Source organism: Planococcus sp. APC 3906 (genome assembly GCF_030407685.1).
In the GTDB taxonomy this organism is placed as follows: Bacteria; Bacillota; Bacilli; order Bacillales_A; family Planococcaceae; genus Planococcus; species Planococcus koreensis.
The window spans coordinates 47,784-67,822 of the sequence record NZ_JASDCW010000007.1 but is presented as its reverse complement, the minus strand read 5'-3'; the positions used below and the strand labels follow the sequence as shown (position 1 = coordinate 67,822).

The following is a 20,039-nucleotide window of genomic DNA, read 5'->3' as shown; positions in this document are numbered from 1 at the left end:
TTAATCGTTCATTACCAGATTCGGTTTCTTCTTCAAGCTATGGCGGCCCTCAACAAAGCGTACTGTGCCTGATTTCGCGCGCATAACCAGTGTATGGCTTTCTGCAAAAGCGCCTTTCAACTGGACGCCGCGCAGCAATTCGCCGTCTGTTACGCCAGTCGCAGCAAAAATCGCGTCGTCGCCTTTGACAAGGTCTTCCATCATATAGACTTTATTGACATCGATTCCCATATCGATGCAGCGCTGTGCTTCTTCTTCGTTTTGCGGAAGAAGCTTCCCTTGGATTTCACCGCCTAGGCATTTTAAGCCTACTGCGGCAATGACGCCTTCAGGAGCACCGCCGATGCCGAAAAGAATGTCGACGCCGGTTTTATCGAAAGCCGTATTGAGCGCCCCAGCCACATCGCCATCCGTGATCAACTTAATGCGTGCGCCTGCGGCACGGATTTGGTCAATGATGTCTTTATGGCGTGGACGGTCGATGATTGTTGCCACTACGTCTTCAATGTCTTTGTTTTTCGCTTTCGCGACAGCACGCAGATTATCAATGACCGGTGCGTTGATGTCGATTTTACCGACAGATTCAGGTCCGACTGCAATTTTGTCCATATACATATCCGGAGCGTTCAGCAAATTCCCGCGGTCAGCGATGGCTAAGACCGCCAATGCGTTCCAGCCGCCTGCAGCTACGATATTCGTACCTTCAAGAGGATCTACCGCAACGTCGACTTCGGGGCCTTGGCCCGTCCCGAGTTCTTCGCCGATATACAACATCGGCGCTTCGTCCATTTCGCCTTCGCCGATCACGACAACTCCACGCATCGGAATCGTATCGAATACGCTCCGCATCGCCGTTGTCGCCGCATCATCCGCTTCGTTCTTCAAGCCGCGGCCCATCCATTTCGCTGAAGCAATTGCAGCAGCTTCTGTAATCCGCACCAGTTCCATTGATAAACTTCGTTCCATAATATATGTTCCTCCTGTTTAGCTATAACTCAATCCTTTTAAGTGTAGCATAAATCGGCAAGCTAAAAAGAAGTCAATTGGCGTTCTGGCTAAGGTCGGACTTTGCACTCGCGACCGGGTCAATCGTTTCTCTGCGGATGTCTGCCCCAAGGCCCTGCAGCTTATCGATGATCTTCGAATAGCCTCGTTCAATGTGGTAGATTTCGCGGATTTCCGTTTCGCCTTCTGCCATCAAACCAGCAATGACAAGTGCAGCGCCTGCACGTAAATCAGATGCTACAACAGTTGCAGCGGTCAATGGCGTCGGTCCGGTGATAATCGCAGCACGCCCTTCGACACGCCCACTTGCATTCATGCGGCGGAATTCGTCAATGTGTTTAAAACGGGCCGAGTAAATCGTATCCGTAATCATCGAAGAACCTGTCGCTTGCGTCATCAATGCCGAGAATGGCTGTTGCAAGTCTGTTGCGAAACCTGGATAAACCAGTGTCTTAACATCAATCGCCGTTAATTGCTCCGGTTTCGGGATATAAATCGATTCTTCGCCTTCCTGGACATCAACGCCCATTTCGCGGAGTTTCGCAGTCAACGCTTCCATATGGAAAGGAATGACATTGTCGATGGTAATGCCGTCGCCAATGGCAGCCGCCATGATCATGAATGTTCCTGCTTCGATGCGGTCAGGAATGATCGTATGGTTTGTGCCGTGAAGCTCTTCAACGCCGTCGATGCGGATCACGTTCGTTCCTGCACCTTTGATTTTCGCGCCCATATTCGTCAACAATGTAGCCACATCAATGATTTCCGGCTCTTTTGCCGCATTTTCAATGACCGTCTGCCCTTTTGCCAGAACGGCCGCAAGCATAATGTTGATCGTCGCCCCTACACTGACAACGTCCAAATAGATTTTCGCGCCTTTCAGTTCGTCTGCGCGCAAGTAGATGGCGCCATGTTCGTTCGTCACTTTTGCACCCAGCGCCTCAAAGCCTTTGATGTGCTGGTCGATTGGCCGAGGGCCTAAGAAACATCCGCCGGGAAGCCCGATTGCCGCATGCTTAAAACGGCCAAGCATTGCGCCCATCATATAATAAGAAGCACGCAGTTTTTTGACGTTGCCGTTCGGCAATGGCATATCGATCATATTCGTCGGATCGATGTTCATGATGCCGTCTTCGAAAGACACTTCCCCGCCGATTTCTTCAAGAATATTTTTTAATGTCCACACGTCTGAAATCTCCGGCAAGCCTTCAATTTGCACCGGTGAATTCGCTAAAATTGATGCGGGAATCAATGCTACCGCACTGTTCTTTGCCCCGTTCACTTTGATCGTGCCTGTTAAGCGTTTGCCGCCTTTTATTTTATAAACATCCATTAATTAATTTCTCCTTTGCCATACTTCAGGAAGGCAGGCAACTAAGTGCAGCCTGCCCCTAAAAGTACGATTGGTTCTTCTAACATTCACCGGCTTAGAAATATTCGCTGAACGCAGATTCGCAATGCGCTGTTATTCAGCTGTACGCTTTTCCCAATCTGCAAGGAATGCTTCGATTCCTTTGTCCGTCAATGGGTGCTTGAACATTTGTTTCATGACATTGATCGGCATAGTTCCAATGTGTGCACCGTTCAATGCTGCTTCCGTTACGTGCTGCGGGTGGCGGATCGATGCTGCAATGATTTCAGTTTTGATGTCGTGGATTGCAAAAATATCAGAGATTGTCGCGATTAAATCCATGCCGTTGTGGCCGATATCATCAAGGCGCCCAAGGAATGGCGATACGTAAGCCGCTCCTGCACGTGCTGCAAGAAGTGCTTGGTTCGCACTGAAGATTAACGTTACGTTAACCTTCTTGCCTTCGCTTGCCAAAACTGCACAAGCTTTCAAGCCGTCCGGCGTCATCGGCAATTTAACCGTGATGTTCGGAGCAAGAGCCGCCAATTCGCGCCCTTCTTCGATCATGCCCTCTGCATCAAGCGCGATTACTTCGCCGCTGATTGAACCATCGACCAATGCCGCGATTTCTTTCAAGCGGTCGTGGAAAGAGACGTTCTTTTCTTTCGCCACTAGCGAAGGGTTTGTTGTAACGCCTGAAAGAATGCCCCATGCGTGTGCTTCTTTGATTTCTTCAAAGTTTGCGGTATCAATAAAAAATTTCATGAATTATCCTCCTGGTTTATGGAAAAGAGAGAAGAGACCTATCGGACGCTTCCCTCTTTCATCCATCATGTATGATTTTATGCTTTGCCTGAACTTCCGAATTCGCGCATTTTGCCTGATACTGTCGCTTGGATTGCGTCGCGTGCAGGTGTCAGGTATTTGCGTGGATCGTACATTTCCGCATCTTTCGCCAATGCTTCGCGCACAGCTTTAGCAGAAGCGATTTGGCTTTCTGTGTTGACGTTGATCTTCGCTGTGCCTAGTGAAACGGCGCGTTGAATATCTTTAGTCGGAATTCCAGTTCCTCCGTGAAGAACCAATGGAACGTCACATAGCTGAGAAATTTCTTCCATCTCTTTGAAGCCAAGGTTCGGTTCGCCTTTATAAGGTCCGTGTACAGAACCAAGTGCAGGCGCTAAGCAGTCAATCCCAGTCGCATCAACAAGTGTTTTGCATTCCTGCGGATCTGCGTAGATGACGCCGTCAGCGATGACATCGTCTTCCTGGCCGCCGACAATTCCAAGTTCAGCTTCAACCGAAACATTGTTCTTGTGCGCGTATTCAACCACTTGCTTCGTGATTTCGATGTTCTCGTCAAATGAATGATGCGATGCGTCGATCATCACCGAAGTGAAGCCAGCGTCAATCGCTTCTTTGCATTTTTCGAAGCTTGATCCGTGGTCAAGATGGATCGCGACAGGAACCGTGATTTTATAATCGTGCATCAAGCCTTTCACCATATGGACGACCGTCGTGAATCCGCCCATGTAGCGAGCTGCGCCTTCAGAGACACCTAAGATTACCGGTGAATTCTCTTCTTGTGCCGCTTTTAAGATTGCTTGAGTGAACTCAAGGTTGTTTAAGTTAAATTGGCCGATTGCATAGCCTTCTTTTTTCCCTTTAATCATCATGTCTTTCATTGAAACCAATGCCATTGCAAATTTCCTCCTCAGCTGTGACTCTATCCGAATATCCTTTATACTATAACAAAAACCGCTTGCTTTCGCCACTTTCGTATATATCAGTCTGTTAACATTTCCTTTACAGCGTCGCGGATTTCGAAGACATCGAACGGTTTCGTGTAATAACAGCACGCCCCGCTGACCATCGATTCCTTGATGACATCGAGCTCGCCATAGGCCGTCATCATGATCACTTTGATGTCCTGCCGCATTCTTTTCAAGTTCTTCAAGATTTCTATGCCGTCCATACCGGGAATTTTCATATCCAGCAGCACAATATCCGGGGAGTTTTCCTCCGCCTGCTTCAAAGCCTGCGGTCCATTAGCAGCCATCAAGGTCTGAAACCCTTCTTTTTTGAATACTTCGTTCAATAAAAGCCGGATACCCGTCTGGTCATCAACAATCAGTATCGTTTTCAAGAGGCCTCATTCCCTTCTGTACTTACTTTCCATTTTACTAAATTCAGGGAATTATTTCTACCTCCCTTCTCTTTCCCACTGTAAATAAACAATGAACCCATCTGAAGCGTTCTGCCTAAAGCAAAAGCCTTCCCGAAAATAGGAAGGCTTTTGCTATGCTGTCTTTTATTCGCCGAGTGACGCGCGGATGAACTCTCTGAATAGAGGCTGCGGGCGTGTCGGGCGTGAGATGAATTCCGGGTGGAATTGGCAAGCCAGGAACCACGGGTGATCTTCAAGCTCAATGATTTCCACAAGGCGGCCATCCGGGCTAGTGCCCGAGAACTTAAAGCCGGCTGCTTCGAATTGCTCGCGGTACTCGTTGTTGAACTCGTAGCGGTGGCGGTGGCGTTCATATACCAATTCTTCGCCGTACGCTTCGTGCGCTTTCGAGCCCGGCTGTAATTTAGCTGGGTACAAGCCGAGGCGCAATGTGCCGCCCAAGTCTTCGATGTCTTTTTGTTCTGGCAATAAGTCGATGACCGGATAAGGCGTCTTCGGGTCAAGCTCCGAAGAATGAGCGCCGTCCATGCCCATGATGCTGCGTGCGAATTCAACAGAAGCCAGCTGCATGCCCAGGCAAATTCCGAAGAATGGCACTTTGTTTTCACGTGCGTATTGCGTTGCTGCAATTTTGCCTTCGACGCCGCGGTCGCCGAATCCGCCAGGGATTAAGATGCCGTCGACGTGCTGCAATTTCTCAGCAGCATTTTCTGCGTTAATGTGTTCTGCATTGATCCATTCGACTTCAATTTCAGAATCGAATGCGAAACCGGCATGCTTCATCGCTTCCACTACAGAAATGTACGCGTCTTGAAGCTCTACATATTTCCCGACCAAAGCGATGCGGACCGTTTTAGACAATGATTTCACTTTATCGACCAATTGGTTCCACTCCGTCATGTCCGCTACAGGGGCTTCGATGCCGAAATGGTCAAGGACGATCTGGTCCATGTTCTGCTCCTGCAAACGAAGCGGCATTTCGTAGATCACATCGACGTCACGGGATTCAATGACTTCTTCCGCTTTAATATCGCAGAATAACGCGATTTTGTCTTTCATGTCCTGCGGCACTGGATGTTCCGTGCGCACAACAATCAAGTTCGGCTGGATGCCCAGGCTGCGCAGCTCTTTAACGCTATGCTGAGTTGGTTTTGTTTTCATTTCTTTGGCAGCACCAAGGTATGGAATCAATGTACAGTGGATGTACATGACTTCATCGCGGCCTAGATCCGATTTCATTTGGCGAATCGCTTCCAGGAATGGCAGCGATTCGATGTCGCCTACCGTTCCGCCGATTTCAGTGATGACGACATCCGCTTGAGCCGTTTTAGCAGCGCGCACCAAGCGGTCTTTGATTTCGTTCGTAATGTGCGGAATGACTTGGACGGTACCGCCCAGGTAATCGCCGCGGCGTTCTTTCTGGATTACTGTCGAATAGACTTTCCCCGTCGTCACATTCGAATATTTGTTAAGGTTGATGTCGATGAAACGCTCGTAATGCCCCAAATCCAAGTCCGTTTCCGCGCCGTCGTCTGTTACATAAACTTCTCCGTGCTGATAAGGGCTCATTGTACCCGGGTCAATGTTGATGTACGGATCGAATTTCTGGATCGTCACTTTCAAGCCTCTGTTTTTCAGCAAGCGGCCAAGTGAAGCAGCGGTAATCCCTTTACCAAGCGACGATACAACCCCGCCTGTTACAAAAATATACTTTGTCATTCTGTTTCCTCCTCTGATGATAAAAAAATAAAAAGCGCTCCGCCTGCAAGGTGCAGGGGGAGCGCGTAGACTGTACGAATCATTTCTCCTCTTTTAAGGAGCCCAATAAAATCTTATCCAGTCCAGCCTCATAAGTCAAGGTAAAAAAATGTTCAGACTACTTCAAATCCTCGTCGTCTTCATCATCTTCGTCTTCTTCTTCGTCGATGATATTGCCATCCAAGTCTTCGACAAGAACGTCCACATCTTCTTCATCATCGTCGTCGACATCAAAATCAATAACTTCCACTTCAGGTGATTTCAATAAATCATCTTCCGGTACCGTATCGATATCGTCGTCGTCATCGTCGTCCTCTTCATCGAAGTCATCGAATTCCAATTCGTCTTCAAGCTCAAGGTCCATGTCATCGAAGTCTTCGTCGCCTGCAACTTTCGCCTTTTTCTTGCGGGCTTTTACAGTCGGCGCAGATTCTTCTTCGATTTGTTCAACCGGGTACCACTCACGCAAGCCCCAACGGTTTTCGCCAAGGATCAGGAAGCGGCCGTCAATGTTCATATCGGTATAGAACTGCACAAGGCGGGCCTTCATGTCCTCTTTAGACAAACCAAGCAAGTTCTCGATTTCTGTGACAAGCTCAGCGTATGTTTTTGTTTCGTGCGTTTCTTCGAGCATTGCATATGTTAAGTCAACAAATGACTCTTCGATTAGTTCGTCTCTGGATAATTCGCGTAATTTCAATCTGTGCACGTCCCTTCTACTATCTTAACTTAATTCATTATATACAAAGTCGGTGCGCTCCGCTACCGTGTTTTCTTTTTTCTGCCCTTTAGCTGCATCCAGCCGAAAAAAAACAAGTAAAACGACAAGATCAGAAACGGAATCGATCCAAGCGCTTTATTGTAAAGGAAGAATATGAGCACGATGCAAAGGACCATTATGCTGTAATGTACGTATTTCGGCATGGGCTTCCATCCTTCTGTGGCCAACATTGAATTTTCTTTCATTATACCGAAGTTCGCTGAGCAATGCGACACGCATCTCGGCGGAGAGCAGAATTCTGGTTGAACGCTCGTAAATTCTTCTGAGCGCGCGTAAATCTCTGCGAACGCTCGTAAATTCTCTTGAACGCGCATAAACTCTGCGAACGCTCGTAAATTCTTCTGAACGCGCATAAACTCTGCGAACGCTCGTAAATTCTCCTGAACGCGCATAAATCTCCACGAACGCTCGTAAATCTCCACGACCGCGCATAAATCTCTACGAACGCGCATAAATCCGCGCCGCACCCTCAAACTCTGAATTCTCCCGCTCCACAACCCGCCCCTAGCATGGTTTTTCGCATTTCGCCTGCGAAATGCATCCATTCTGCTCTTTTCACGCTGCCTTTTCGCCAACATCTCCTGTTCTCAATCCAAAACACTCAGTGCAAGAGCGGAAAAGGAAGCTTTTCGCCAGCGAAAAGCTTTTTATAAAAGATAAGGGCCTTCACTCCATTAGAAACGCACAAAAAACCGCCTGCGGAGATGATCCGCAAGCGGTTTGCTTGATTCGCTTACATGTTGCGGCGGTATTGTCCGCCTACTTCATATAATGCCGTTGTGATTTGGCCGAGGCTCGCTACTTTGACGGTTTCCATCAATTCTTCAAAGATGTTGCCGCCTGATTTCGCGACTTGCTTCAAGCGCGCCAATGCTTCATCTGAAGCGTTGCGTTCCTGGAAAGCGCGCAGGTTGGCGATTTGTGTTTCTTTTTCTTCTGTTGTGGCGCGGGCGATTTCCATCGCGTTGATGTCATCGTCCGTTTGCGGATTCGGGTTCAAATACGTATTGACGCCGATAATTGGCAATTCGCCCGTGTGTTTCTTCATTTCGTAATGCATCGACTCTTCCTGGATTTTTCCGCGCTGGTATTGCGTTTCCATCGCGCCGAGGACGCCGCCGCGGTCGTTGATGCGGTCAAATTCTGCAAGCACCGCTTCTTCGACGAGCTGCGTCATTTCTTCAATGATGAACGCGCCTTGCAGCGGGTTTTCATTTTTCGACAAGCCGTGCTCTTTCGTGATGATCATTTGGATGGCCATCGCGCGGCGCACGGATTCTTCTGTCGGCGTCGTAATGGCTTCATCGTAAGCGTTCGTGTGCAGCGAGTTGCAGTTATCCTGCAGCGCCATCAATGCCTGCAATGTCGTGCGGATATCGTTGAAATCGATTTCCTGTGCGTGCAAGCTGCGCCCGGAAGTCTGCACGTGGTATTTCAGCTTCTGGCTGCGTTCGTTCGCGCCGTACTTATCGCGCATAACGACTGCCCAGATGCGGCGTGCCACGCGGCCGATGACCGTATATTCCGGATCCAAGCCGTTCGAGAAGAAGAACGACAAGTTCGGCGCGAAATCATCGATGTTCATGCCGCGGCTCAAGTAATACTCAACGTACGTGAAGCCATTCGACAAGGTGAACGCCAATTGTGAAATCGGGTTCGCTCCCGCTTCCGCGATGTGGTAGCCGGAAATCGACACCGAATAATAATTGCGCACTTTATGGTCGATAAAGTATTGCTGGATGTCGCCCATCATGCGCAGCGCGAATTCAGTCGAGAAGATGCACGTGTTCTGCCCTTGGTCTTCTTTCAGGATATCGGCTTGCACTGTGCCTCGGACGACTTGCAGCGTGCTTTCGCGGACTTCCGTAAATTCTTCCAGCGTCAATGCGCGGCCGAATTTTTCTTCGTTCAGCTTCACTTGCTGGTCGATTGCCGTGTTCATGAACATGGCCAGAATGATCGGCGCTGGTCCGTTGATCGTCATCGAGACTGATGTCGAAGGAGCGCATAAATCAAAGCCTTCGTATAATTTTTTCATGTCTTCCAGCGTACAGATCGACACGCCTGATTCGCCGACTTTTCCGTAGATGTCGGGACGATGGTCCGGGTCTTCGCCGTATAGCGTCACTGAATCGAATGCCGTCGACAAGCGTTTCGCGTCGTCGTCTTTCGACAAGTAATGGAAGCGGCGGTTCGTGCGTTCCGGCGTCCCTTCACCCGCAAACTGGCGCTTTGGATCTTCGCCTTCACGTTTGAACGGGAATACGCCCGCTGTGTAAGGGAATGAACCCGGTACGTTTTCCAAATAAACCCATTTCAAAATTTCACCGTAATCTTCGAATTTCGGCAGCACCACGCGTGGAATCTTCAAGCCTGAAAGGCTCTCTGTCCGAAGAATCGTGCGGATTTCCCGGTCGCGGACCGTCGTCACGAACTCGTCGCCGGCGTAAGCGTCTTTAATGGATTTCCAATTTTCAAGAATGCGTTTCGATTCCGCTGTCAGCTCATCGCGCATGCCGTCAGCAAGCGATTTGAGCGATGCCAAAAGCGCATCGTCCGGCGCTTTTTCCTTCACAGTTTCCATGGCGCCTTCAAGCTGGAAGATCCGGCGCGCAAATGCAGCCTGTTCAATCGTTTTCGCATGGTAGCCGCGGACCGTGTCCGTAATCTCGCGCAAATAATAACGGCGGTCGTTTGGAATGATCAAGTTCTCTTTTTGCGTTTTCGCGAACTGCTCGTAATCGGTTGTCCAGTCCGTGCCGCATTTTTCATTGACGATCCCGACCAAAGCCGCAAACAAGGAGTTTGTGCCTTTGTCGTTGAACTGGCTGGCAATTGTACCGAATACCGGCATTTTTTCCAGCTCATCATCCCAGCGCAGGTGGCTGCGTTGGAATTGCTTCTGCACTTGGCGCAAAGCATCTTCCGAACCTTTGCGTTCGAATTTATTGATAACAATCAAATCCGCATAATCGATCATATCGATTTTTTCAAGCTGAGTCGGTGCACCGAATTCGCTTGTCATGACGTACATCGACACGTCCGAGAAGTTCGCGATTTCCGCGTCCCCTTGGCCGATGCCGCTCGTTTCAACGACAATCAAGTCGAAGCCAGCCGCTTTCACGACGTCAAGCACGTCGCCAAGCGCACGCGAAATTTCCGTGCGTGAACCGCGCGTCGCCAAGCTTCTCATGAACACGCGGTTGTTGAAGATGGCGTTCATGCGGATGCGGTCGCCAAGAAGCGCGCCGCCCGTTTTCTGTTTGGTCGGGTCAATCGACAAAATGGCGATCTTTTTATCCGGCAGTTCGGACAGGAAGCGGCGGATCAATTCATCCGTCAGCGAGCTTTTGCCCGCTCCGCCCGTACCTGTAATCCCGAGTACCGGTGTATTTTTCGATTTCGCGCGGACTGCTGCTAGCAATGCATCCGTATCGGTTTCACGTGTATGCGCTTCTTCAGCCGCCGTGATGATGTGCGCCAAACCGACTGGATCTTCTGCAGAGACAGCGTCCGCTGGTAGATCTTCTTTCACTGTGGAGAAATCGCATTCTTCGACGATTTCCTGGATCATGCCTTGAAGGCCTTTTTTCCGGCCGTCTTCCGGAGAGAAAATGCCGGCGATGCCGTATTCTTCAAGTTCCTTGATTTCGCGCGGCAAGATGACGCCGCCCCCGCCTCCATAGATGCGGATGTTGCCGGCGCCTTTTTCAACCAGCAAATCGTGCATGTATTTGAAGTATTCCATGTGGCCGCCCTGGTATGAAGAAATGCAGATGCCCTGCACGTCTTCCTGGATTGCTGCGTTGACGACTTCTTCTACAGAACGGTTATGCCCCAAATGGATGACTTCCGCTCCGTTTGACTGCAAAATACGGCGCATGATGTTGATTGACGCATCGTGGCCATCAAATAGGCTTGAAGCCGTGACGAAACGCACATGATTCTTCGGCTTATAAGTCGATTGTTCTTGTATAGTTGCCATGATCTATTTAACCCCCTGTATGGTGATTTTTTCCCCTGCCATCCCCTGCAGCAGAAATTGAGTCTGTAATTCGATGAATTCTTCAATGGTGAAATCACGCAGCGCCCAGCGCCTGAACGCCCACATCTGTCCTTGGACGAATAAATGATGGGCAGCCAGCGTGATTTCTTTAGGCGACAATTTCACTTCGCCGCTTTCTGCACAATCCGCGAGCAAGCCTTCGAATAAAGAAACCATTTCCATTTCTTTATTGAGCACATATTGCAATGCGTCTTTCGGCAGCGATTTCGATTCCTGGTACATGACCACGAATTCATCCTGCATGTCGTCGATCAGCCCGTAATAATGGCCGATGGCTGTGACCAGCACTTCGAGTGATCCTTTTTCGATATCGAGTGCGTCGAAGCGCGCATGCACTTCGTCGTAAATCGAGTCACAGACGAGATACAGAACGTCTTCTTTGGTGCGGATGTATTCGTATAATGTCCCAATGCTGAAACCTGAAGCTTTTGCGATTTCTCTTGTCGTCGTCCGGTGAAAGCCCTTTTCTTTAAAAAGCGTGACAGCACCCCGGATCATCTGTGCCCGGCGCTTCGCAATCAGGCTTTCGTCTTTCACGGAGGACTGGACTTCACGCTTTCTGTTCATGAGCGATCCCTCCGCTTACTTCGTGACCATACGGGAAATGACCAAACGCTGGATTTCCTGTGTGCCTTCGTAGATTTGTGTGATTTTTGCGTCACGCATGAAACGCTCAACCGGATAATCTTTCGTGTAGCCGTAACCGCCGAATACTTGAACCGCTTCAACTGTGACTTTCATCGCTGTATCGCCCGCCATCAATTTCGCCATTGCCGATTCTTTGCTGTAGGACATTTTGTTCGACTCCAGCCAAGCCGCTTGATACGTCAACAAACGTGAAGCTTCGATCGAAGTCGCCATGTCTGCCAATTTGAATGAAATCCCTTGGTTGGCTGCAATCGGCTTGCCGAATTGCTCACGCTCTTTTGCGTAAGTGATTGACGCGTCCATTGCGCCTTGTGCGATGCCGACTGCTTGCGCTGCGATGCCGTTGCGTCCGCCGTCAAGCGTTTGCATAGCGATTTTGAAGCCTTGGCCAAGTTCGCCAAGCATATTCTCTTTCGGTACGCGGCAATTGTCGAAAATGATTTCTGTTGTCGGGCTTGAACGGATCCCGAGTTTCTTTTCTTTTTTGCCGACTGAGAAGCCTTCAAAGTCTTTTTCGACGATGAACGCAGTCGTGCCTTTATGCTTCGATTCCGGATCCGTTACTGCGAAGACGATGTAGATGTCCGCAATGCCGCCATTTGTGATGAAGATCTTTGAACCGTTCAAAATGTAATGGTCGCCGTCTTCTTTGGCGTTCGTTTTCATGCCGCCAGCATCCGACCCTGAAGCAGGTTCTGTCAGGCCGTAAGCGCCGATTTTCGTTCCTTCAGCCATCGGGCGCAAGTATTTCTGTTTCTGCTCTTCTGTACCGAATGTGTATACCGGCCAGCCAGCAAGTGACGTATGTGCGGAAAGTGTTACGCCTGTAGATGCGCAGACGCGGGACAATTCTTCAACAGCGATGCAATAAGCCAAGTAATCCGAACCGATGCCGCCGTATTCTTCCGGCCACGGAATGCCTGTCAGGCCAAGTTCCGCCATCTTGTCGAAAATTTCGCGGTCAAAACGCTCTTCTTCGTCGCGTTCTTCAGCCGTCGGCGCCACTTCTTTGTTCGCGAAGTCGCGCACCATTTTGCGGATCATTTCATGATCTTCACTCAATTGAAAATTCATTGTCAAATTCCTCCAATTAATTGTTTTATAAGCTATTTATTTTATCAATTGCTTGCTGATGACCATGCGTTGGATTTCGCTTGTGCCTTCGTAGATTTCCGTGATTTTCGCGTCGCGGAATAATCTTTCCACCGGATAATCTTCCGTGTAGCCGTAGCCGCCGAATACTTGGACCGCTTCGATTGCCACGTCCATCGCCGCTTTTGAAGCGAATAGCTTCGCAATTGACGCTTCTTTATTGCAATCTTTGCCGCGGGCGTAAAGGTCTGCTGCGTTGTAGACCAGCAATTTCGCTGCTTCGACTTGCGTCGCCATATCCGCTAATTTAAAGCCGATGCCTTGCTGCTGCGCAATCGGTTTGCCGAATTGGACGCGTTCTTTGGCGTAAGCGACGGAATGCTCATAAGCCGCTTCTGCAATACCAAGCGCTTGTGCAGCGATGCCGATGCGTCCGACGTTCAAGTTTGCCATAGCGATGCTGAATCCTTTGTTTTCTTGTCCTAATAGATTTTCAACCGGCACTTTCATATTTTCGAAAGTCAGCTGGACCGTGCGTGAGCCATGCATGCCCATTTTCTTTTCGTCTTTGCCGATGATCAAGCCCGGGTAATCCTTTTCAACAATAAAAGCAGAAATGCCGCGTGAACCGGCTTCCGGTTTAGTCGATGCGAAAACGATGTATGTATCGGCTTCGCCTCCGTTGGTGATGAACACTTTTGAGCCATTCAACACGTAATGGTCGCCCTGGAGCACGGCTTTCGTTTTCAAGCTTGCCGCATCCGAACCGGCTGATGGTTCAGTCAAAGCGAACGCACCCAGGTATTCGCCAGAAGCAAGCTTCGGCACGTATTTCTGGATTTGTTCTTCTGTGCCGAAGTTCAGGATCGGGTTTGTGCCGACTGAAGTATGGACAGAAAGAATAACGCCTATGACGCCGCTGACTTTCGATAATTCGTGGATGGCGATGATGTATGACGTAAAGTCCATTTCAGAGCCGCCTAATTTTTCAGGAGCCGTGATGCCCATCAAGCCGAGTTCCGCCATTTTTTTCAGGACTTCCCTCGGGAAATGTCCTTCTTCCATTTTTTCGATATACGGTGTGATTTCTTCTTTCGCGAAATCGCGCACCATGTTTCTCATCATCAATTGTTCTTCTGTAAATCGCAAATCCATTGCGGTTCCCCCTAAAGTTAGCTGTATTCGTAGAATCCGCGGCCAGTTTTCTTGCCGAGCCATCCCGCTTTAACGTATTGGCGCAGCAACGGGCTTGGGCGGTATTTGCTATCGCCGAAACCTTCGTGCAGCACTTCCATGATGTAAAGGCATGTATCAAGGCCGATAAAATCAGCTAGTTGCAGCGGGCCCATCGGATGGTTCATTCCAAGGCGCATAATGTCGTCGATTGCTTCTTTTGACGCGACACCATCTTGCAGAGTGAAAATCGCTTCGTTGATCATTGGCATCAAGATGCGGTTGGAGACGAAACCAGGAAAGTCATTGCATTCCACTGGCGTTTTTGACAATTTGACAGTCATTTCTTCGACCGTTTTATAAACTTCATCCGTTGTCGCAAGGCCGCGGATGATTTCCACCAACTTCATCACCGGTACCGGGTTCATGAAATGCATGCCGATTACTTGTTCCGGGCGGTTTGTCGCTGCCGCGATTTCAGTGATTGGCAATGATGATGTGTTCGATGCCAAAATCGCATGTTTCGGAGCCACTTCATCAAGCGTTTTGAAGATGGTGTGCTTGATTTCCATGTTTTCGACTGCTGCTTCGATAACGATGTCCGCATCGTGTGCGTCGTTCAAATCTAAGGATGGCGTGATGCGCCCGAGAATTGCCGTTTTTTCTTCTTCAGACAAACGGCCTTTTTCGACGTTGCGCGCCAAGTTTTTTGTGATGGCCGCGATGCCGCGGTCAAATGCTTCTTGCTTCATATCATTCAATTTCACGTTGAATCCTGCTTGTGCACATACTTGTGCGATGCCGGAACCCATTTGCCCGGCTCCGATTACCATTACGTTTTGAATCGCCATTATCAGTTTGCCTCCTGTTTTGGAACTTCGATCATGATTGCATCGCCTTGTCCGCCGCCTGAACAGATGGCTGCGATGCCGATGCCGCCTCCGCGGCGTCTCAATTCATAGGCAAGCGTCAAAATGATGCGTGCGCCGCTCGCGCCGATTGGGTGGCCGAGTGCAACTGAACCGCCATTGACGTTGACTTTTTCTGCATCCAATCCGGCAATTTTCGAACTTGCCAATGCCACTGCCGCAAACGCTTCATTAATTTCGAATAAATCGATTTCTTCCAGCTTTTTACCAGTTTTCTTCAGGATTTCATTGATGACAATGCCTGGTGTTTCCGGGAAACGGTGCGGCTCAATCGCCACTTCCGCGTGGGAAAGCACGTAAGCCAATGCTTTTTTGCCTTCTTTTTCCGCACGCTCTTCGCTCATCAGCACAAGCGCAGCTGCACCGTCATTGATGCCAGGTGCGTTGCCGGCTGTGATGGTGCCGTCTTTACCGAATGCCGGGCGCAATTTCGCCAAGGTATCCGTTGTCGTGTCTTCGCGCGGCGCTTCGTCTTGATCGACTTTGATTGCGTCGCCTTTGCGCTGTGGAATTTCAAGAACAGCAATTTCTTCTGCAAAATGGGCACGGGCGATGATTGCGCGTTCGTGTGAACGGGCTGACCAAGCGTCCTGCTGCTCGCGCGACAAGTCAAAGTCGGTTGCTGTCGAGTTGCCGTATGTTCCCATATGGACTTTGTCGGGATGGAACGAGCAAGAAAGTCCGTCATGCACCATGCCGTCGACGACTTGTGCGTCGCCCATGCGAAGGCCCCAACGAGCTTTCGGCAGATAATAAGGCGCATTCGACATCGATTCCATGCCGCCAGCGACGATCAATTCCTCATCGCCCAAGCGGATGAGCTGATCCGCCAAGGTTACTGAACGCATGCCTGACGCACAGACTTTATTGATTGTTTCCGTTTTTACGTGATACGGGATGCCTGCTTTTTTCGCTGCTTGGCGTGAAGGGATTTGTCCCTGCCCAGCCTGCAAAACGTTGCCCATAATGACTTCCTGGATATCTTCCGGATTGACGCCGGCACGGTTCATCGCTTCTTTGATCGCCGCTGCCCCTAAATCACTGGCGCTCATCGAACTCAAGCTGCCTCCGAATTTCCCGAATGCTGTACGTGCTCCATCAATAATCACTGTTTTTGCCATTTGTGTTTTCCTCCTTTTGAGTTGTAAACGTTTACAAAAAACGAAAAAAGATATGGGTTTTGCTTTAAATAAATCGTTATATCTTTAAGAAGATTTAAATCTGCTTCGTCGCAAAACATTGCCTCTGCTTCTGCATCGCTTCGCTAGCTTCGAAGCATTAAAGGGCGTTGCATCGCTGCGCTAGCTTCAGTGCCAAAATCCATTGTGTCACATAATACGTTTGCCTCTGCATCGCTTCGCTAGCTTCGAGGCAAACCATAATGCGCCATGATGTGGCGCATTATGGTTGACTGAACGCTCGCTCGGTTTGATTCCGAACAAAAAGGGAGTTTTTAGACTCCCTTTCATTTTTCTTGCTTTATGCTATTATCTTATACAATTTTCGCGCTTTTGGCAATTCTTATTGAACGATTGTTTCTTCCACTACTGGTGCCTGTTTGCCGATGACTGCCATTTCGAGCAGTTCTGCGACGTCGTATGTGCCGACTTCGTCTTCGACTTCTTTCGCTTTCGTGCCGTCGGACAGCATTGTCAGGCAGTACGGGCAGCCGGAAGAGATGATTGTCGGGCTGACTTCAAGTGCTTGTTCGGTACGGGCCACGTTGACACGGTGGCCTGCATCTTCTTCCATCCACATCAAGCCGCCGCCTGCTCCACAGCACATGCCGTCTTGGCGGTTGCGGACCATTTCGACAAGCTCGACGCCTTCGATCGCTTTCAGGATTTCACGCGGCGCGTCATAAACGTCGTTATAGCGGCCGAGGTAGCATGAATCATGGAAAGTGATTTTTTCATTGACCGGGAATTGCGGTTTCAAACGGCCATCCTGCACCAGTTCGAACAGCATTTCGGTATGGTGGTAGACTTCCGCTTTAAAGCCGAAATCCGGGTATTCGTTTTTAAAGATGTTATAAGCATGCGGATCAATCGTAACGATTTTCTTGATTTCCGCTTTTTCGAATTCTTTGATGTTTGCTGTCGCCAGTTCCTGGAACAGGAATTCGTTCCCTAGGCGGCGCGGTGTATCACCGGAGTTCTTTTCTTTATTGCCGAGAATCGCGAATTTCACTCCTGCTTCGTTCATCAGGCGGGCAAACGACAACGCGATTTTCTGCGAACGGCTGTCGAATGAACCCATTGAACCTACCCAGAAAAGGAACTCGAATTCTTCGCCGGCTTTGTCCATTTCTTTTACTGTTGGGATGTGTACGTCTTCACGTGCGTCTCTCCAGTTTTCTTTTTCTTTGCGGTTAAGGCCCCATGGATTGCCCTGCTTTTCGATGTTTGTCATCGCGCGCTGTGCATCTTTATCCATTTTCCCTTCCGTCATAACCAGGTAACGGCGAAGGTCGATGATTTTATCAACGTGTTCGTTCATGACCGGACATTGGTCTTCACAGTTCCGGCAAGTTGTGCACGCCCAGATTTCTTCTTCTGTGATGACATCGCCAATCAGGCTTGGGCTGTAAAGTTCATCGATTGAAATGCCTTCTGCTCCTGCAGCCATAGCGAGCTGGTTGCCTTGCGAATTATTGAATGCCATTGCCGGCACCCAAGGTTTCTGGCGCGTGACAACTGCTCCCGTATTCGTCAAGTTATCGCGCAGTTTCGTGATCAAGTCCATCGGCGACAGCATTTTCCCTGTGCCGGTTGCCGGACACATATTCGTGCAGCGTCCGCATTCCACGCAAGCGTAGAAGTCGATCATTTGGGATTGTGTAAAGTCGGTGATTTTGCCGACGCCGAATGACGGCATGGCGTCCTCGTCTTCTTCGTCTTCCATTTCTTCAAAATTAATCGGCTTCAAACGCCCGACATGATCGACGCGGTGGAACCATGTATTGACCGGCCCGAAAATCAAGTGGGCGTGTTTTGATTGCGGTACGTAAACCAGGAATGTTAATAGGAACAAGAGATGCGCCCACCACATAACATAGAAAATGGCAGCGGCTGCTGTTTCAGGAAGGCCTGAAAATAGGGTTGCAAATAACGAAGCGACTGGCTCTGTCCAGGCTCTGTCGTGATCCAACCAAACCATGGACGCGCCGTTTCCGACTAGCACTGACACCATCAAGCCGCCGATAAAAATCAGCACCAATCCGGATTTCCAGCCGCGTTTCAAGCGGACCAATTTTTCGATGTATCTTCTATAGAATGCCCAGACAACTGCGACAAGAATCGTCAGCGTAACGATTTCCTGGAAAAACGTGAATGCCGGGTAAAGCGGACCAAGCGGCAAATGTGCTCCAGGCACTAGCCCTTTGATGATGAAATCAATGGCGCTTGCCTGCACGAGCAGGAAACCATAAAAGAACATGACGTGGATTGTTCCGCTCTTCTTGTCTTTCATCAACTTCTTCTGGCCAAAGACATTGACCATGACTTTGCGCAGGCGTTCGTTGAAATTGTCTTCGAACTCCACTTTTTTGCCGAGCTTGATGAAGTCATAGCGCGTTTTCAGCAAATAGATGAATAAGTAAACTGCGTAGCCCGTGATTGCCAAAAACAGAATCCAGTTAGCAATAAGCAATGGTTCCATTGCGAAATCCCCCTTTTATATATATATTCCAAAAATTCCTTAAATAAATACTACGTGACAGCTGTTATAATGTCGATTGTTATTTCTATATTAGAATATGAATGAGCATTCAGTCAACCCAAAACTTGAAAGGGTTTTCATTTATTATTATACACATCGCCTTTAATTAATATAGCCCCTATATTGACGAAGAAATTGTGGATGTAAAAAAAGCATCGCGGCAAGGCGATGCGTTCAGTCTTTCCGTATTAATGGATACAGACAGGGGCCGAAATGTATTTCCAATGGCTTTCTTTCTTTAGAAGAAACGCCGATCAGCACGCAGCTGGCCGGTCCCGCAGAAGCTGCGGTGTCCACGATTTCCGAAACGTTCACTTTCTGTCCGAAAAGCAATTCTGCTTCCCGTGCGATTCCTTTAGAGCCGACGGGCCAAACACGCTGGATCAGCCCATTCGATAAAGCATCAGCAATCTTTTTCAATTCTGCCACCTGTTCACTTTGCTCAAGAACATCCTTGCCGACGAGCGGCTGGCCATAAATATACCAGGAAAGCCTGCTTGGCTGATCGAGTGCTGCCTTCCGCTTTCCAAACATTGTCACGGCAATACCGGATTGCAGCGTTGCCATATTGCTTTCAGAACTTCCCGCACATTGCGGCATCGCCCGGCTGATTTCTGCAAATAATTCCTCAATCCCTTGCACATAACGTTCCCACTGATCTTCCCCGCTGAAATTGTGAAGGAGAAGTGCTTCCGGCTCACTGCCGGCTGCCCATTGTTCGAGCAAGGCGACGCGTGCCGCGAATTTCGCCGTGATTGCATCAGGGGCAAAGACATTGTCCGCAGGCTTTTCGCCGATGGCTGCACTATTGTCCGAAGTCACAATCCAGTCGCCCAGCTCCAATTCGTGTCTCATAAGAGCACCTTTTCTTTAATGGCTGCCAGGACTGGCATGACTACGCTCGCTGCAGCGGCATTCAGCGAAGACGCGATTAACAGGCCTGGAACAGTTGCATAGAAAAATGCCGGCGACAGCAAAAAATAGAATGGAACGGCTGCCACTAGACCGTTAACCGCAATAAACGCAAGCCATTTACTTTTCCGCCAGCCTGCGTTATGCAGCGTGGCAAACAGCCAAACAGCCGCAAACATTTCAAGGGCAATCAGGCTGTGGAATGGCCCCAGAGGAAAGCCGCCCAGCATCGCTGACAGCAAATGGCCAATCGCCGCGATGAGCCCCGCGCCCCGTGCAGAGAAAAACAGCACCGCTGCAAGCGCCGGCATCGAATCCATCGCAATGGACGCAATGCCCAGCGGAATTTTAATCATGCCGCCGACTGCCGATAAACTGATAAACAACGCAAACAGCGCAATTTTTTTCGCCGGCAT

General features: G+C 49.4%; 17 protein-coding genes. All 17 read right to left on the bottom strand.

Annotated features, from left to right (window positions below; genetic code table 11):
- The 17 genes from glpX to QMA09_RS06160 all read right to left on the bottom strand — a co-directional run bounded on the left by glpX (position 1) and on the right by QMA09_RS06160 (position 20,039).
- Positions 1 to 966: a class II fructose-bisphosphatase gene (glpX, locus tag QMA09_RS06240; protein WP_135500176.1), complete on the bottom strand. Its 966-nt coding sequence runs from the start codon at positions 964 to 966 to the stop codon at positions 1 to 3.
- Between the two features lie 73 nt (positions 967 to 1,039).
- Positions 1,040 to 2,338, bottom strand: coding sequence for a UDP-N-acetylglucosamine 1-carboxyvinyltransferase (locus QMA09_RS06235; protein ID WP_290212458.1), 1,299 nt, complete (start codon positions 2,336 to 2,338; stop codon positions 1,040 to 1,042).
- A 132-nt stretch (positions 2,339 to 2,470) separates the two neighbouring features.
- Positions 2,471 to 3,121 carry a fructose-6-phosphate aldolase gene (fsa, locus tag QMA09_RS06230; RefSeq protein ID WP_135500174.1) on the bottom strand — a complete coding sequence of 217 codons (651 nt, stop codon included), beginning with the start codon at positions 3,119 to 3,121 and terminating at the stop codon, positions 2,471 to 2,473.
- A 77-nt stretch (positions 3,122 to 3,198) separates the two neighbouring features.
- The gene (locus QMA09_RS06225; RefSeq protein ID WP_135500173.1) at positions 3,199 to 4,056 is read right to left on the bottom strand and encodes a class II fructose-bisphosphate aldolase; all 858 of its coding nucleotides are present in this window, start codon (positions 4,054 to 4,056) and stop codon (positions 3,199 to 3,201) included.
- A gap of 86 nt (positions 4,057 to 4,142) precedes the next feature.
- Positions 4,143 to 4,502, bottom strand: coding sequence for a response regulator (locus QMA09_RS06220; protein ID WP_290212457.1), 360 nt, complete (start codon positions 4,500 to 4,502; stop codon positions 4,143 to 4,145).
- A gap of 165 nt (positions 4,503 to 4,667) precedes the next feature.
- On the bottom strand, positions 4,668 to 6,263 hold the full coding sequence (locus tag QMA09_RS06215; RefSeq protein WP_290212456.1) for a CTP synthase: 1,596 nt from the start codon (positions 6,261 to 6,263) through the stop codon (positions 4,668 to 4,670).
- A gap of 157 nt (positions 6,264 to 6,420) precedes the next feature.
- Positions 6,421 to 7,002 carry a DNA-directed RNA polymerase subunit delta gene (gene rpoE, locus QMA09_RS06210; RefSeq protein ID WP_290212455.1) on the bottom strand — a complete coding sequence of 194 codons (582 nt, stop codon included), beginning with the start codon at positions 7,000 to 7,002 and terminating at the stop codon, positions 6,421 to 6,423.
- 62 nt (positions 7,003 to 7,064) lie between these two features.
- Positions 7,065 to 7,226, bottom strand: coding sequence for a hypothetical protein (locus QMA09_RS06205; protein ID WP_290212454.1), 162 nt, complete (start codon positions 7,224 to 7,226; stop codon positions 7,065 to 7,067).
- A 590-nt stretch (positions 7,227 to 7,816) separates the two neighbouring features.
- Positions 7,817 to 11,068 carry a fused isobutyryl-CoA mutase/GTPase IcmF gene (gene icmF / locus QMA09_RS06200; protein ID WP_290212453.1) on the bottom strand — a complete coding sequence of 1,084 codons (3,252 nt, stop codon included), beginning with the start codon at positions 11,066 to 11,068 and terminating at the stop codon, positions 7,817 to 7,819.
- A 3-nt stretch (positions 11,069 to 11,071) separates the two neighbouring features.
- Complete coding sequence (locus tag QMA09_RS06195; protein WP_135500805.1) at positions 11,072 to 11,716, bottom strand: TetR/AcrR family transcriptional regulator; 645 nt, start codon at positions 11,714 to 11,716, stop codon at positions 11,072 to 11,074.
- A 15-nt stretch (positions 11,717 to 11,731) separates the two neighbouring features.
- Entirely contained in the window at positions 11,732 to 12,871 is a 1,140-nt protein-coding gene (locus tag QMA09_RS06190) for an acyl-CoA dehydrogenase (RefSeq protein ID WP_290212452.1), read from the bottom strand.
- A gap of 36 nt (positions 12,872 to 12,907) precedes the next feature.
- On the bottom strand, positions 12,908 to 14,044 hold the full coding sequence (locus QMA09_RS06185; protein ID WP_290212451.1) for an acyl-CoA dehydrogenase: 1,137 nt from the start codon (positions 14,042 to 14,044) through the stop codon (positions 12,908 to 12,910).
- A gap of 17 nt (positions 14,045 to 14,061) precedes the next feature.
- Positions 14,062 to 14,913, bottom strand: coding sequence for a 3-hydroxybutyryl-CoA dehydrogenase (locus QMA09_RS06180; protein WP_135500808.1), 852 nt, complete (start codon positions 14,911 to 14,913; stop codon positions 14,062 to 14,064).
- A 2-nt stretch (positions 14,914 to 14,915) separates the two neighbouring features.
- Positions 14,916 to 16,112: an acetyl-CoA C-acetyltransferase gene (locus tag QMA09_RS06175; protein WP_290212450.1), complete on the bottom strand. Its 1,197-nt coding sequence runs from the start codon at positions 16,110 to 16,112 to the stop codon at positions 14,916 to 14,918.
- 400 nt (positions 16,113 to 16,512) lie between these two features.
- Positions 16,513 to 18,651, bottom strand: coding sequence for a (Fe-S)-binding protein (locus tag QMA09_RS06170; protein ID WP_290212449.1), 2,139 nt, complete (start codon positions 18,649 to 18,651; stop codon positions 16,513 to 16,515).
- A 234-nt stretch (positions 18,652 to 18,885) separates the two neighbouring features.
- Positions 18,886 to 19,566 carry an alpha-ribazole-5-phosphate synthase gene (locus tag QMA09_RS06165; RefSeq protein WP_290212448.1) on the bottom strand — a complete coding sequence of 227 codons (681 nt, stop codon included), beginning with the start codon at positions 19,564 to 19,566 and terminating at the stop codon, positions 18,886 to 18,888.
- Complete coding sequence (locus tag QMA09_RS06160) at positions 19,563 to 20,039, bottom strand: ECF transporter S component (protein ID WP_290212447.1); 477 nt, start codon at positions 20,037 to 20,039, stop codon at positions 19,563 to 19,565. Before QMA09_RS06160 ends, QMA09_RS06165 begins: the two co-directional genes overlap by 4 nt.